The organism is Acinetobacter sp. GW821-FHT01E09 (genome assembly GCF_059422385.1).
The window spans coordinates 2,740,748-2,755,922 of record NZ_JBWKWU010000001.1; the positions used below are offsets into that span (position 1 = coordinate 2,740,748).

18 protein-coding genes are annotated in these 15,175 nt (G+C 37.1%); 12 read left to right on the forward strand and 6 right to left on the reverse strand.

Annotated elements, in window-relative coordinates:
• Positions 1 to 52: 52 nt before the first annotated feature.
• Complete coding sequence (locus AC07U8_RS12585) at positions 53 to 628, reverse strand: nitroreductase family protein (RefSeq protein WP_494737979.1); 576 nt, start codon at positions 626 to 628, stop codon at positions 53 to 55.
• Positions 629 to 953: 325 nt separating this feature from the next.
• On the opposite strand from AC07U8_RS12585, the gene AC07U8_RS12590 reads away from it, so the two are divergent.
• Positions 954 to 1,334, forward strand: a complete 381-nt coding sequence (locus AC07U8_RS12590; RefSeq protein ID WP_004719430.1) for a hypothetical protein — start codon at positions 954 to 956, stop codon at positions 1,332 to 1,334.
• A gap of 93 nt (positions 1,335 to 1,427) precedes the next feature.
• On the opposite strand, the gene rhlB is transcribed toward AC07U8_RS12590, so the two are convergent.
• Together rhlB and AC07U8_RS12600 are read right to left on the reverse strand one after the other, a co-directional pair.
• Positions 1,428 to 2,579 (reverse strand): ATP-dependent RNA helicase RhlB, encoded by a 1,152-nt coding sequence (gene rhlB, locus AC07U8_RS12595; protein WP_004719428.1) that lies wholly within the window; start codon positions 2,577 to 2,579, stop codon positions 1,428 to 1,430.
• A gap of 106 nt (positions 2,580 to 2,685) precedes the next feature.
• Complete coding sequence (locus AC07U8_RS12600; RefSeq protein WP_004822370.1) at positions 2,686 to 2,898, reverse strand: cold-shock protein; 213 nt, start codon at positions 2,896 to 2,898, stop codon at positions 2,686 to 2,688.
• Between the two features lie 382 nt (positions 2,899 to 3,280).
• On the opposite strand from AC07U8_RS12600, the gene AC07U8_RS12605 reads away from it, so the two are divergent.
• The 8 genes from AC07U8_RS12605 (at position 3,281) to AC07U8_RS12640 (ending at position 8,497) form a co-directional block, all read left to right on the forward strand.
• Positions 3,281 to 3,520 (forward strand): sulfurtransferase TusA family protein, encoded by a 240-nt coding sequence (locus AC07U8_RS12605; RefSeq protein WP_004822372.1) that lies wholly within the window; start codon positions 3,281 to 3,283, stop codon positions 3,518 to 3,520.
• A 138-nt stretch (positions 3,521 to 3,658) separates the two neighbouring features.
• A complete protein-coding gene (rpoH, locus tag AC07U8_RS12610; protein ID WP_004719424.1) occupies positions 3,659 to 4,528 on the forward strand; it encodes an RNA polymerase sigma factor RpoH in 870 nt (289 codons plus the stop codon).
• A gap of 176 nt (positions 4,529 to 4,704) precedes the next feature.
• Positions 4,705 to 5,070 carry a DUF423 domain-containing protein gene (locus AC07U8_RS12615; RefSeq protein WP_004719421.1) on the forward strand — a complete coding sequence of 122 codons (366 nt, stop codon included), beginning with the start codon at positions 4,705 to 4,707 and terminating at the stop codon, positions 5,068 to 5,070.
• Between the two features lie 50 nt (positions 5,071 to 5,120).
• Positions 5,121 to 5,318 carry a sulfur carrier protein ThiS gene (gene thiS / locus AC07U8_RS12620; protein WP_004719420.1) on the forward strand — a complete coding sequence of 66 codons (198 nt, stop codon included), beginning with the start codon at positions 5,121 to 5,123 and terminating at the stop codon, positions 5,316 to 5,318.
• Positions 5,319 to 5,332: 14 nt separating this feature from the next.
• A complete protein-coding gene (locus AC07U8_RS12625; RefSeq protein WP_004719418.1) occupies positions 5,333 to 6,133 on the forward strand; it encodes a thiazole synthase in 801 nt (266 codons plus the stop codon).
• A 77-nt stretch (positions 6,134 to 6,210) separates the two neighbouring features.
• Entirely contained in the window at positions 6,211 to 6,891 is a 681-nt protein-coding gene (locus AC07U8_RS12630; RefSeq protein ID WP_494737980.1) for a hypothetical protein, read from the forward strand.
• Entirely contained in the window at positions 6,891 to 7,595 is a 705-nt protein-coding gene (locus tag AC07U8_RS12635; RefSeq protein ID WP_494737981.1) for a hypothetical protein, read from the forward strand. Before AC07U8_RS12630 ends, AC07U8_RS12635 begins: the two co-directional genes overlap by 1 nt.
• A gap of 194 nt (positions 7,596 to 7,789) precedes the next feature.
• Entirely contained in the window at positions 7,790 to 8,497 is a 708-nt protein-coding gene (locus AC07U8_RS12640) for a hypothetical protein (protein ID WP_494737982.1), read from the forward strand.
• A gap of 109 nt (positions 8,498 to 8,606) precedes the next feature.
• Here AC07U8_RS12640 and AC07U8_RS12645 read toward each other — a convergent pair whose 3' ends face one another.
• From AC07U8_RS12645 to AC07U8_RS12655, 3 genes are all read right to left on the reverse strand, one after another.
• Positions 8,607 to 8,921, reverse strand: a complete 315-nt coding sequence (locus AC07U8_RS12645; protein WP_096734404.1) for a putative quinol monooxygenase — start codon at positions 8,919 to 8,921, stop codon at positions 8,607 to 8,609.
• Positions 8,922 to 8,970: 49 nt separating this feature from the next.
• Positions 8,971 to 9,552, reverse strand: coding sequence for an NAD(P)H-dependent oxidoreductase (locus tag AC07U8_RS12650; protein WP_151801503.1), 582 nt, complete (start codon positions 9,550 to 9,552; stop codon positions 8,971 to 8,973).
• A gap of 200 nt (positions 9,553 to 9,752) precedes the next feature.
• On the reverse strand, positions 9,753 to 10,364 hold the full coding sequence (locus tag AC07U8_RS12655; protein ID WP_004719407.1) for a glutathione binding-like protein: 612 nt from the start codon (positions 10,362 to 10,364) through the stop codon (positions 9,753 to 9,755).
• A 214-nt stretch (positions 10,365 to 10,578) separates the two neighbouring features.
• Between AC07U8_RS12655 and AC07U8_RS12660 the strand changes: the two genes are divergently transcribed.
• From AC07U8_RS12660 to AC07U8_RS12670, 3 genes are all read left to right on the forward strand, one after another.
• Positions 10,579 to 12,030, forward strand: a complete 1,452-nt coding sequence (locus tag AC07U8_RS12660; protein ID WP_494737983.1) for a SulP family inorganic anion transporter — start codon at positions 10,579 to 10,581, stop codon at positions 12,028 to 12,030.
• Positions 12,031 to 12,476: 446 nt separating this feature from the next.
• Entirely contained in the window at positions 12,477 to 13,169 is a 693-nt protein-coding gene (locus AC07U8_RS12665; protein WP_096735528.1) for a LuxR C-terminal-related transcriptional regulator, read from the forward strand.
• Entirely contained in the window at positions 13,115 to 15,055 is a 1,941-nt protein-coding gene (locus AC07U8_RS12670; protein WP_494737984.1) for a sensor histidine kinase, read from the forward strand. The genes AC07U8_RS12665 and AC07U8_RS12670 overlap by 55 nt, the downstream gene beginning before the upstream one ends.
• Positions 15,056 to 15,175: the final 120 nt, after the last annotated feature.

Consider the following 15,175-nt stretch of genomic DNA (forward strand, 5'->3'; position numbering starts at 1 on the left):
TCCTAATAACCCAATGATTTTTTCAATCTGAAAATATCAATAACTTTTTGACTCAAGCTTGCCAAAAATGAACATATTGTGTTGTTTCAACCTCTGCACGCGGGGCAATCGTTTTTGCCGCTGTACCAACATAAATAATGCCAGAAATTAAATCTCGTTCAGCTAAACCCAGTGCTGATTTTAATAATTTAGATTCGACCACAGCCCCACTCCGCCACATAGTTGCGAAACCTTGTGCCTGCATCGACAATAAAAAGTTTTCAATTGCAGCCCCTGAACTCAGCGTTTGTTCAAAAAAAGGCACTTTAGGGTGATCCTGAAATTTAGTCACGGCAAGCACCAAAATAGGCGCTCTAAAAGGATGAAGTTTTACCCGTTCAACTTGGGCTGGATCTAATTCACCTAAGTCAGCAATAGATTGTGCCAGTAATGCACCAAATGCTTCACGTTGCTCAACATCCACGACAATAAATTGTGTGGGTTTTAAACGATGATGATCAGGTGCTGTTAAAGCGGCTTTAAATGCAATATTCAGTTGTGCGTGTGAAGGTGCAGGTTCAACCAAATGACCAATCGATTGACGTTGATGAATATTGTCATGTACTGCTTTGAAGTTTAAATCTGACATTGACCTATCTATTATCTGGTTAATTTCACTTGTTTCAAGATTAGCATAATCTAAAATCATTAAGCTATCTCCGACAAAATTTACTTGGCATCTGTCAATATTGCATACAACTTATTGTTAGGTTATCAATGAGCATGATTGCTCGCAAAAAATGCCTTCAATACCCTTTGGCTTCGAAAATAAAGCCAAATCATCAATAAACTTAAAAAAAAACTGCAAAATTTATACATGTTTCTCAATATTTAGCCCACATTCTATGCTCAAATTATAACTAATTTAAAAGCAGTATCTTTTTAATTTTTAGTACAGGAATTTGAGAATCAATATGAATAAATTAACAACGATCACTTTACTTGCTAGTTCAGCGTTACTCTTCACTGCGTGTGCATCAAATCCAACACAAACTTTAGCGATTCAAAAAGCAGATAACCAGTATGAAGTCACTGGCTTAGGTAAAGACCAAATTACCGCAAAAAATAATGCCATTACTGCAGCAAACAAGGCTTGCGGTAAAAAAGGTGCACCGGTGTTAGTGGATGAAAAAACTGAATATCATGGCAGTTTAAAAGGTGTCGTCGATGAACAGACTGGAAAAATGATCACGGCAGCAGCAGGCGTATTAGGTTCAGTAATGGGCAAAAACTACGGTATTGAAAAAGATACTGACTATCAAACTACACTGACCTTTAGCTGTAAAGCAAGTTAATCCGTTTAGCCGTCTAAACTAAAATAGCCAATAAAAAACCCACTTTAAATAAGTGGGTTTTTTTAAACACAATTCGATAAAGAAACAAAAAACTTAGCAATAACCATCTAGTCGCGTTAAAGGCAATTTTTGCCCAATCGCTTTCTCAATAGTCGGTAAATTAAATGCATCATCTTCAGACAAGAAACTAATACTTACACCCTGTGTACCTGCACGACCTGTACGACCAATACGATGTACATAATCATCTGACTGTTCAGGTAAAGTGAAATTCACCACATGAGATACGCCATCAACATGAATACCACGGCCAGCAACATCCGTTGCGATCATAATATTATGTTGACCATTTTTAAATTGATCTAACATTTTCAAACGTTTATCTTGCGCTATTTCACCAGATAGCATCACCACCTTATAACCATCTGCTTTTAAATGATCATAAAGTTTACGTACTTGATCACGGCGATTGGCAAAGATCATCACTTTTTCAATGGGTTCATCTGCCAAAATTTCGCGCAATAAGCGATATTTATCTTTCTTTTCGACCACATATACACGTTGCTCAACATCAGCATTGGTTTTCTTTTCTGGTTCGATTTCGACTGTAACTGGCTCACATAACCATTGTTGGGCAAGATTGAGAACATCATAGCTAAATGTTGCCGAGAACATTAAGGTTTGACGTTGCTCTTTACGTGGCGAAAAACGCACAATCCGTTTAACTGAAGGGATAAAGCCCATGTCTAATAAACGGTCAGCTTCATCAATCACCAAAAATTCAATTTGATCTAACCAAACTTCTTTTTGTTCTGTGAAATCAATTAAACGACCAGGAGTTGCCACTAAAATATCAACAAAACCTTGATCCAGTTGTTTTCTTTGCTTATCAAAATCAACGCCGCCAACCAAAGTCACGACATTTAGATTGGTATATTTGACCAAATCTTTTGCATCATTTTCAATTTGAATTGCAAGTTCACGTGTTGGGGCAAGAATCAATGCACGTGGTTCACCACGGAAACGTTGTTCTTTAATTGGGTTTGTGAGCAAATCATTAATAATACTGACTAAAAATGCCGCTGTTTTACCTGTGCCGGTTTGAGCACGACCAATTGCATCATGACCTGCTAAAGTATATTTCAATACTTTTTGCTGAATTGGGGTCATTTCTTTAAACCCTAAAGCATCAATCGCTTGTTTAAGTTGCGGATGTAAATTAAGGGTTTCGAAACCTGATGACATAAATACGAGCTCTAACTGTAGACACTTTTAATTGCGCCCATTATAAACAAAAAACGCCCCAATTTATAAGAAATTGGAGCGCCACTTAAATTTTAAAAATTTAAGATTAGTCTAAAGGCTGAACTTCTTCAGCTTGAAAACCTTTTTGACCTTGCACAACACTGAATTCAACGCGTTGACCGTCACGAAGTGAACGATGACCGTCACCTTGAATAGCACGGAAATGAACGAATACGTCATCACCGCCTGCGCGTTGGATAAAGCCGAAGCCTTTAGTGTCGTTGAACCATTTAACTACGCCTTGTTCACGAGCTGTCATAAGTTAATCCTCAGTTATTAAGAAAAAGGGACCACCCGGTGTTGCAAACAGCAGAGCAAACAAAGTTTTAAAATATTTTCTAATTTCAAAGCTTGTAATCATTCTGTAAAACTATTAACAAAATCCCGGTTACATCCATCTTGTAATAGGGTTTCAAAACAAGAATTGTTTCTGATAAATCCTAAATACGCAACGAGCTTAACATGGGTTTATGACAATTAATAGAATTTTTTTTGATAATTATTTTCGATATCAAGCGTGTTTTTTAAACAGCTTCACGATTATTTTTTATTTGTTGAAGAATATTCCAATTTTTGTTGGGGTGTTTCAATAAACTTGGTAAAATATGTGTTCCATAACCCTGTTGTTACCTTGCCAAAAAATGAATGAACCTTTAGGTCAGACAGCGATTGAAATAAATTGTATGGGTAAACCCTGTCCAATGCCTCTATTAATGTTAAAGCGTGAATTAAAAAGAGCATTGCCTCATCAAATATTTCTTTTAATGTCCTCTGATCCACACAGTGAAATTGATATTACGCGTTATTGCGAGATCAACAAGATTTCCTGCCAATTGACTAAACGATCAGAGCATGAATTTCATTACTTAATTGAATCTTAATTATTTTCAATTCAAATTATTTTTTGCAAATTTGCATATATTTTTACATTTCGATACCCAAATTTCCTTACTTATGTACAATATTCGAATTAAGATGAATGCATTAGCTATACAACGAAATTCCTATAAGGAGAACCCATGAGTGACAGCAGCAATCAGTTGATGCCCCTGTCCTTATCTGCACCAGGTGTTAACTTAGGTGCTTATATCAGCACCGTAAATCAGATTCCAATCTTGACAGCTGAACAAGAAAAAGAGTTAGCTGATCGCTATTTTTACGATCAAGATTTAGATGCTGCGAAAATGTTAGTGATGTCTCACTTACGTTTTGTGGTGCATATTGCGCGCAGTTATGCGGGCTATGGTTTGCCACAAGGTGATTTAATTCAAGAAGGTAATCTCGGTTTAATGAAAGCAGTTAAACGCTTTGACCCAAATATGGGCGTACGTTTGGTGTCTTTTGCTGTGCACTGGATTAAGGCTGAAATTCATGAATATGTGATTCGCAATTGGCGTATTGTCAAAATTGCGACCACTAAAGCGCAACGTAAATTGTTTTTTAACTTACGTAGCCTAAAAAAATCAAGTAAAAAACTCACGCTTGAAGAAGCACAATCAATTGCCAATGACTTAAATGTAACAGCAGAACAAGTCTTGGAAATGGAAGGTCGTTTAACCGCTTATGATGCGGCTTTTGAAGCTCAAGGTGATGACGATGATGAAGGTTCAACTCATGTTGCACCAGCGCTTTATCTCGAAGATAACCGCTATGACCCTGCTCGTTTAGTCGAAGAAGAAGATTACGAAGAACAAAGTACTTCAGCTTTGCATAATGCTATGGAACAGTTGGATGATCGCTCACGCAACATCTTACAGCGCCGTTGGTTAGATGATGATAAATCGACCTTGCATGAACTGGCTGCAGAGTACAATGTCTCTGCTGAACGTATTCGTCAGTTAGAAAAAAATGCCATGGACAAAATCAAAGTTGCCATGTCATCCAACTAAATCTTCAAAACGGTCTGCATACCAGACCAATAATTTATATTTTCAATAAAAGGGCGACATGCCCTTTTATTTTGCCTGATATTTTTGTCAAATCTTTATTCTTAATAGATTTTGCCTTTAATCCCGCTTCGAAATTGTGTTAATGTTATGCGCAAATTTATGCAGATGACTGGCTTATGTGGATTGCAATTTCAGCACTGAATTTAGCGCTTGCAGTAATCTTAGGTGCATTTGGCGCACATGGTTTAAAAGCTCACGCAACTGAAGCTCAGTTGGCATGGTGGCAAACAGCAACTGATTATTTTTTCTACCACGCACTGGGCCTATTGGCACTGGCTATTCTCAGTAAAGTCATCCCACAACTTCCAATCAAAGCCAGCTTCTTACTCATCCAAATCGGTATTTTATTTTTCTGCGGTTCGCTTTATGTCATGGCACTGGGTTTACCACGAGGTTTAGGTGCAATTACACCCATTGGTGGAGCACTGATGATTGCAGGTTGGCTGGTCCTTGCATGGAATGCATTGAAATACGCTAAATAAAATTATTTTGATTTTAGACATCACAATTTGCGCAATCGAATGGAATGTATATGCAAATTTTCTTAAATGGTGAGCCTCAAGAAACCGCTTGCCAAAATCTTTTACAACTGGTTCAGGAACTTTCACTCGAAGGTAAACGCTTTGCCGTAGAAATGAATGAAATGATCATTTCCAAAAGTAAACTTGAACTTACCCCTATTGCTGAAAAAGACCGTATTGAAATCATTCACGCTGTCGGTGGCGGCTAATTTGGAGCTCTCCCATGCTAGATTTTCCTACTGAAAACTCCCCTCTTATTATCGGTTCTCGTACTTTTCAATCTCGTCTTCTCGTGGGTACGGGTAAATACAAAGACATGCAAGAAACTGATTTAGCAATTCAAGCCAGTGGCGCTGAAATTGTGACAGTGGCGATTCGCCGAGTAAACATTGGGCAAAATCCAGATCAGCCCAACTTACTGTCAATCCTTCCACCTGAAAAATACACCATCTTACCGAACACAGCGGGTTGTTTTGACGCCAATAGCGCAGTACGTACCTGTATGCTTGCACGTGAACTTTTAGATGGGCATAACCTGGTCAAATTGGAAGTATTAGGTGATGAGAAAACCCTTTATCCAAATGTAACAGCGACACTTGATGCTGCTCGCACATTGATTGAAGATGGTTTTGAAGTGATGGTGTATACATCGGATGACCCTATTGTGGCTCAAGAACTTGAAAGCATGGGTTGTGTTGCGATCATGCCTTTAGGTAGCTTAATTGGTTCTGGCCTAGGCATTTTAAATCCGCATACTATTTCAATTATTAAAGAAAATGCCAAAGTGCCAGTTTTGGTTGATGCTGGTGTAGGTACTGCAAGCGATGCCGCAATTGCAATGGAATTAGGTTGCGATGGCGTATTGATGAATACCGCGATTGCCGCTGCACATCATCCAATTTTAATGGCGTCAGCAATGAAAAAAGCGGTTGAAGCTGGACGTGAAGCCTATTTGGCGGGTCGTATGCCACGTAAACGAATGGCAAATGCGAGTTCACCAGAAACAGGTTATTTCTTTAAATAATCGTTTGAATTGCCTAAAAGGATTTTCCGAAGTCCTTTTAGGCTCAAAATATCTTGATAAATTCATTGAGAAAGATCATGAATAAAATAATAAATACCGCCCTGCTCCTGAGCGCTTATTCATCGCTAAGCTTTGCAAATCAGCCTTCTACCTCATTACAAAAATTTGTCCCAAACAATTGGGAAATTCTTGCTCAAGCAGAAGGTGATTTGAATCAAGATGGTAAAAAGGATATTGCCCTCATCATCCAACCTAAAAATGAAAATCAGCACAATCGAAAGCTTTTAGTGCTTTTTCAAAAAGGCCAACAATTACAACTTAAGCTAAGTCGACAAATTCCTAACTGGACCTATCGTTCAGAAGAACTCTGTATCGAAGATGCTCTAGATGACTCCTCATTGACGATAAAAAATCAACGCTTAGATGTGTTATTCAATACCATGTCATCCTGTAGCAATACGTATGGATTGATGTATACCTATGGGTTTAAACTAAAAAACAATCAATTCCACCTGATTGGATTTGATGCTTATGATTTAGATAAAATTAGTGGCAAACAAAAAGAAACCAGCCTTAACTTTCTAAGCAACAAAGCCAAAGTGACCACTACTCCAAATATCTTTGCAGAAGTTGAAACGCCAGCCAAAATTGTTTGGAAAACACTGAGAACCTCGACAAGCTATACCTTGGAGAATATTCCTTGGGATAACGAACAATTTATTTATAACTTTAGCGTTCAATTTATTGGAGAAAAATAATGAAAAACAAAACTGAATTACTTTTATTTTGTACATTAACAACATGCTCAGCTTTGGTTTGGGCAGACACCAACACCAAAGCTGACTATCAATCATTTATCCCTAAAAACTGGAAAGTGCTGAGTAAAGTACAAGATGATTTAAATGGAGATCAACAAGCAGATCTTGCTTTAATTATTGAAAATACAGATCCAAAAAATATTGTGACAAATGAGGGATTAGGTAATCCTCAGCTGAATTTAAACAATCGAAAGTTATTAATTTTATTTAAAGCCCCTCAAGGCTATCGTCTTGTTGCAAGTAATTCCACTCTACCCACCGAAGGTGATCAAGAATCACCTTGTCTTGCTGACCCTCTAGGTGAAGGCGATCCACTCACCATCAAAAATGGATTAGTTAAAATTAATTTACATTATTGGCTCAGTTGTGGTTCATGGTCTGTCTATAACAATGCTTTTACTTTCCGTTATCAAAACCAGTCTTTTAAGCTGATTGGTTACGATACAGATTACTTCCATCGTGCATCTGGTGAAACCAGTGCGAAAAGTATCAATTTTCTAACAGGTAAAATTAAAAACACTACAGGTGGTGGTGAGTTTGAAAATCAGGATCAAGCTAAGCAAGTTTCTTGGTCAAGATTAAAGAACAGTTATTCACTTAAACTTGAGCAGATCAATTTTAAAGACTACGGCGAGTTTGAATAAAACACGTTTCGTATCTACCAACGATTCATAAATATGCCATATTATTCTGAGAATAAAGGTGTCGAAGAGGACTCGATATTTGCCATAAAAAATTAGCTAAGACAAGGTAATCAAAAGTGATAGCTTGGAGAGATGCCTAAAAATAGGCGTAAATTTAACAACAAATTTACGATTCAGTGAATTGGAAGAAAACCATGAAAAATAACAATCTATTACTTCTATTTTTTACATTAACAGTCTGCTCAAGTTTAGTATGGGCAGAAACCGATACTGAAGCTGATGTTCAAGCTTTCATTCCTAAAGATTGGAAAATACTAAGCAAAGTTCAAGGTGACTTAAATGGTGATCAACAAGCGGATATGGTACTGATTATTGAAAATACGGATCCCATAAATATTGTTAAAAATAAATTCAATCATAAAAAGCCAGCAAATCTTCTACTTAACCAAAATGAGCGAAAATTATTAGTTCTATTTAAAGACGCTCAAACTTACCGCCTTATCACCAGTAATTCTTCACTCCCTAGAGAAAGCAACAATGAACGCCCTTGCCTTATCGATCCATTGATTGTAGACAATTCACCAATCATCCAGAATGGACAACTTAAGATCACATTAAATTACTCGTTTCGTTGTAATTCATGGGAGGTCTTTAATAATATTTATACTTTCCGCTATCAAAACCCATTATTCGATCTGATCGGCTATGATTTACATTATTTCGATATACCATCAGGTGACAGTCGAACTGAAAGTACTAATTTTTTAACAGGGAAAATCAAAAATGTCACCAGTACGCAAGAACTTGATCGCAAAAATACACCAAAGATATCCTGGTCAAAATTAAAGAAAGCACCTTTGCCCAAACTCGAGCAAATCAACTTTGAGCGTTATGTTCAATGATGGATGTCTTTTATAAATTATTTTTTAAAAACAATAATTCAACATAAAAGAATCCCTCACCTTAGCCTTCTCCCAAAGCGAGAAAGAAGCTTATAACAATAAATTAGCTTTAAAATCCATGTTCTAAAATACGGATTTTAACATCAGCAACATGCTCTTTTACTTCAAGTTGATACGCTTGCATATGCTCAGTTTGTAAGTGTGCATTGAGATGCTCAATACTTTCCCATTTTTCAAGCATCACGATCAAATCAGAATCCTTGCTTTGATAACTTACATCAACACCAGCGTCGACCAATAGCTGATAACCATGACAGCCTTGCTCTTGTAATACTGTCGGGGTAATTTTCTTAAATGCTTGGATAATTTTATCTTTGTGTAATCCATTTGGATATGCACGGATTTCAGCGACAATGGTCAACATTTTAGACTCCTTAAATTTTTTAAATGAGATACTCAAAATTCCAATTTGCTTAAGCAAAAAGCTGCTGTAAATGTTGGCGATATGCCTGTTCATATTGCGCAATTTGTGGTGCCTTAATCACATCATTGACAATAAATGTTTCTAAACTTTGCATTCCTAAGAATTGATTGGCTTTATGAAAAGGTAAATACACACCATCTACACCAACACCATGGAAAAATTGCTCAGGATCATCAAACGCTTGCAAGGGTGCATTCCAAGTTAACGACAACATATACTTTTTCCCCTGAATCAAACCACCTGAGCCATATTTCTTGGCAGCATCAGAACGGCTACGACCATCATTGGCATATAAACTGCCATGACCAGTGGTAAAAACATCATCAATATATTTTTTCATGGTCCATGGTGCACCCATCCACCAACCTGGCATTTGATAAATCACAACATCGGCCCAGAGATATTTCTCTACTTCTTCTTGAGCATCGTAATTTGCATCGGTACGTGTCACTTTTACACTGTGTCCCAAATCGCTAAGTACTGCTTCACCCAAGTCAGTCAGCGTGTCGTTTAATTCACCATTTGAATGTGCAAACTGTTTCGCACCATTTACGATTAAGATATTACTCATTGTTTACCTATGTTTTGCCAATACGCTTGATTTATGGCGCAACTATAGAGCTTATTTTTATCGCAAAAAATGCAAAAATAAGCAAAACATTATTGACTAAAAATCAACAATAAACATCCTTCCCTGTTTCTGCCCATTTCACATTAATCAATTCAATAAAAAAGCACCCGTAGGTGCTTTGTATATCGATTCAAGCATACTTAAGGAATTAAACCTTCATCACGCATTGCAATCTGTACAGATTGACGTTCAGCGACTTTATTGCGTAATGCCACAATATTGGTAAATGGGGTTAGATCATGATGAATTGAATTCGACCAATTTGTCAGTACAAACAAGTAGGCATCAGCAGGACCAAAGCGGTCATTGACCAAATAATCGTATTCAGACTCTGCAAGATAGTCATCTATATATTTCAACATTTTATCTATGGTTGCATAGCCACGTACTTTTTCATCTTCAGTGATCGCTGGGTCAAAGAAGACGGCATATTCATCATGCAACTCTGAGTTTAAATAACCCAACCATTCTAAAACTTTAGCACGTCCCAAACCTGATGGTGGGATCAAATCCTGTTTAGGATCGTGTTGTGCAATAAAAGGCAGTACTGCAACATTTTCAGTCAAAAGTAAACCTGGATTGATTTCTAATGCGGGTACATAGCCTTTTGGATTGATTTCGTAATAATCTGCACCCTTTTCTGTTTTATGCGTTTTTAAATCAACACGTTCTAGATCAAAATCAACATTAATTTCGTTGAGTAAAATATGGGCAGCTAAAGAACATGCACCTGGTGAATAATATAATTTCATATCTAATCCTTGTTATATGACTGTTTAAGTTGTAAATGGCTCAGATCACAATTTCAAGTCGTAAAACATAAAATTGCAAAAAGCATAAATTTATAAAATCAGCTATAACTTGAATATTCAACAAAATGAAGACTTTTTCAAGTCAAAGTTAACTGCTTTTTCACTAAGAGATGTTTTAACATACGCATCTTTAAAGAATGATGAAAGGTTTATAGTGATTAGTCTAAAAAAAGCGGAATGGTTTTCCAATATTCGTACAGATGTACTTGCTGGAATGGTCGTGGGCTTAGCACTTATTCCTGAATCAATCGCTTTTTCTGCAATTGCAGGCGTAGATCCACAAGTCGGCTTGTATGCATCATTTTGTATTGCAGTGAGCATTGCTTTCTTCGGTGGACGTACCGCAATGATTTCCGCAGCCACAGGCGCAATGGCGTTGCTGATGGTTACTCTCGTCAAAGATCATGGTTTACAGTATTTATTTGCCACCACAATTTTGACTGGAATTCTTCAGATTCTTGCTGGCTATTTTAAAGTTGCAAAACTGATGCGCTTTGTTTCACAGTCTGTCGTCTATGGTTTTGTTAATGCGTTGGCTATTCTCATCTTTGTGGCACAGATTCCTGAATTACAACGTATGGATTTGACGGCTTATCTATTTGTCGCCTTTGGCTTAGGGGTGGTTTATCTTTTCCCCTACATTCCCAAAATCGGTCAACTCATTCCCTCGCCTTTGGTGTGCATTATTATATTGAGTTTAGCTGCCTTATTTTTGGGTACAGATATGCGTACTGTTAGTGATTTAGGAAAATTTCCAGACACTTTACCGCTGTTTTTAATTCCAGACATTCCACTTAACTTGGATACCTTAAAAATTATTTTTCCTTATGCCATCACCTTGGCCACCGTGGGTTTACTCGAAACCATGATGACAACCACGATTGTTAATGAAGTGACCCAAACGGAAGGCGATCGTCATAAAGAATGCCGTGGGCAAGGCATCGCCAATATGGTCAGTGGGTTTATGGGGGGTATGGCAGGTTGTGCCATGATTGGGCAATCGATTATCAATGTGTCTTCTGGTGCACGAACTCGCTTATCGACCTTGGTTGCTGGTGTTTTTTTACTGTGTTTAGTGGTCTTTTTAAAAGAATGGCTGTCTTATATTCCAATGGCTGCACTGGTGGCAATTATGATTATGGTGGCTTTTACTACATTCAACTGGGACTCAGTCAAAAACTTTTCAAAACATCCCAAACAAAGCAATAGCGTGATGCTTGCGGTGGTGGTCATTGTACTGATGACGCATAATTTAGCTTTAGGTGTGTTGATTGGTGTACTTTTATCTGCACTTTTCTTAGTCAATAAATTAGAAAATGCAGTGCGTGTCCAGTCTCATCTATTGAACAGCACAACCCGCAAATATGAAATTTTTGGGCAAATTTTCTTTAGCAGTTCAGAAAAATTCTTTCAGTTTTTTGATTTTAATGAATCTGTTGATCATGTCATTATCGATTTAACCCATGCCCATATTTGGGATATTACCTCTGTCAGTATGCTCAATCAGGTACAAAACAAGTTTCTGCAAAATAACATTCAGGTTGAAATTATAGGGATGAATGAAGCAAGTTGTAGCTTGGTTGCTCAATTTAGTGCGGTAAAATAAACAGCTTTATTTTTCTCAAGGCAGTGATGATCAGCGTTTAATACAGGTAAAGAACAATAGCCAAAATGGTAATTGCAATGCATTGTATCACTGCCAAATTTCTAAGGAATTTAATCATCGTAAGCTACATCCATTATAAAAATAATCCATTATTCAGCGAATATAACCGATATTTTGCTGTTAAATTGTGATTTTTATCTACTAAAATTTGAATATTTACTTAACTTGTCTCAATAACCTTATCTCAAAAAGTTAACTTGGTCTCAATAAATTGACTTTAGGCATCATTTGATACTCAGTAAGTGCGTTAAAACGCGATTGTAATAAAATGAATATTCATTCCATATCGCTGAATCAAATACTAAAAATACCTATTATCAGGTATAGATAAAGCCATCAATATCTGAAAAACTAAGTCCAATAGACATGGGCGAGTTTTTTACATCATGAACAATGAGTTAAGTTTACCTGTTCCAGTCATCATCGTAGAAGATGAGCCGCTTATACAAAAAAGACTGACTGACATATTAATTAATCTAGGATACTCAATTGCAGATTTACGTTTTGCCCAAAGTTTAGCTCAAGCCAAAGAACAACTCAGTATACATTCAGCCTCTTTTGCATTGGTTGATTTAGGCTTGCCTGATGGAAATGGAATTGAGTTTATTGAGATTTTAAAAAACTATGATCCAACCATCATGATTTTAGTGATCTCTGCATGGAGCACTGAAGATGCGATCCTCAATGCATTAAGTGCAGGTGCAACAGGCTATGTGCTCAAAGAAAGAGATGACTTAGAAGTTTCTCTTTCGATCAAAAGTGTCTTACGTGGTGGAGCGCCGATTGATCCATTTATTGCCCAAAAAATTTTAAAACAACTACACTTTAATGAAAAAAATAATTCAAATAAAACTGCACCCTGTCAGAAAGTCACTGATCAGGACAGTGTATTATCCAAAAGAGAATTGGGAATTTTAGAACTGGTTTCTCAAGGCTTAAGCAATAAGGAAATTGCAGATCAACTCAATTTATCCCGTTATACCGTTGAATCTCATATTAAACATATTTATCGGAAACTTGCGGTATGCAACAGAGCCAAAGCCATCGATACAGCACGCAACTTAGGTTTACTCGACTAATTCTAAAATTAATCGGGTTGTTCGGTCTTATCCTAAGTTTGACACAGCATTTTGCTTTTGCTGGTGCTGACTTAACAGGTCAGTCCAATACAACAGATGCAGCCTGCCATTTTCAAATCCAAAGCATACAAGTTGCTCAAGCGCTTGCAAATCTGGAACAGGTTCCCCAACAGGGATGGGAAACAGTCAAGTTGCCAGATGACTGGGAAACGCGCTGGAAAAACTACACAGGCGCTGCTTGGTATAAAATCAAATGGCAATATCAGTGCAATCAGGAAAATCAACCTGTCGCCTTACTGATTGAACGAATCAATATTGCAGGAGCTGTCTATAGCAATAATGAACTGTTATGGAAAGACAAATCCCTAGTAGAGCCATTGTCTAGAAGTTGGAATATGCCAAGGTATTGGGTGCTTCCTGCTACTTCTATTCAAAACCAGCAAAATGAAATTCTAGTCCGTGTTGTAGGGGTTGCTTCACAACATTCAGGTCTAGGAAAAATTAAATTTGGTCAGGCCGAAGATATCGCCAATCAACAGGATCAGTTGGTTTTTGAACGGCGAACTTTATTTTTTATCAATATTATTATTACTTTTGTGGTGGGAACTACAGGTTTTACCATTTGGCTATTTCGACGCCAAGAAAAAGCCTTTGGGTGGTTTGGTTTAACTTCATTTTTATGGGCATTGTTTGCCTATAATATTATTTCGACCATCCCTCTTCCTTTTACTGACAGTATCTTAACAGCACGTCTCAATCTGGTATTTTTAGTTGGATATACCTATTGCCTCTGTTTATTTGCTTGGCGTTTTGCCAATCGCCATTATCCGTATTTAGAACGTTTACTTTTATTGACCTCTACAATCGCGATTGCTGCATTACTGTTGACACCGATCAATTATCTAGAACGTAGCTTATCCTCTGTCTTTTTCTATTCTGGCATGGTATTTATTTTTAATTGCTTGTTTTTTCAATGGATTGCTTTTAAACGTAGAAAGATGGACATTCTCCTGCTTGCGTTTATTTTCCTCATCTATTTACTTATTATTGTTCATGATTTTTATAGCATGATCCATCATCTAGATCAGACGCTCTATTGGACGCCATTGGCCGCACCAATTACCAGCTTAGCGATCTCATTTATTTTGGCTTATCGTATTTCACAGAATGTCGGACGTATTGAAAAATTTAATCAGACGCTCGAAGAAACTATTGAAAAAGTCACGTTTGACTTAGAACAATCTTTAGATAAAAAGTACCAACTCGAAATTGATAATATGCGGTTGCAAGAGCGTCTAAACCTGTCTCATGAATTACATGATGGACTTGGTGGTTCAATTGTTCGCTCGATGATAATACTAGATCACAGTGAGCATATTGAAAAACAGCAAGTGATCTCTATGTTTAAACTGTTAAGAAATGACTTACGCCAAGTGATTGACTCAGGAAGCAGTGCTGGGGCAAAAATACCAGAAAGCCCAGTGATGTGGGTTGCGCCATTGCGTCATCGTTTTATACAAATTTTCGAAGAAATGGAGATTGAATCGACTTGGATTTTTGCAGAAAAATGGAAACATAAACCCCTTGCATTGATTTGTTTAACCTTTTCTCGTGTCGCAGAAGAAGCCTTAACCAATATTGTAAAACATAGTCATGCAACTGATGTCGAAGTTTCGTTGGTTGAAGATGAACGACAACAACTCGTTTTAACCATTCAAGACAATGGCATTGGCTTTGAAGTAGATCAGGTTCAAGCTGGTTTGCATGTGGGTTTGCAGAGTATGCAAGTACGAGTAAAAAGAATTGGAGGTAGTTTTGAAATCCATTCTCAGCATGGTTTTACCGTAATCCGTGCCATGGTACCGCTGAAAGATAAAACTGAATGATTTGGATGAATAAAACACATTTCTACCAATTTCATTCACTTCATCTATGAAGAGATTCAGTCTTAAATTAGCTGATGCAAATTACGATATTATACAAACTGTTATGTTATACAGATTCAC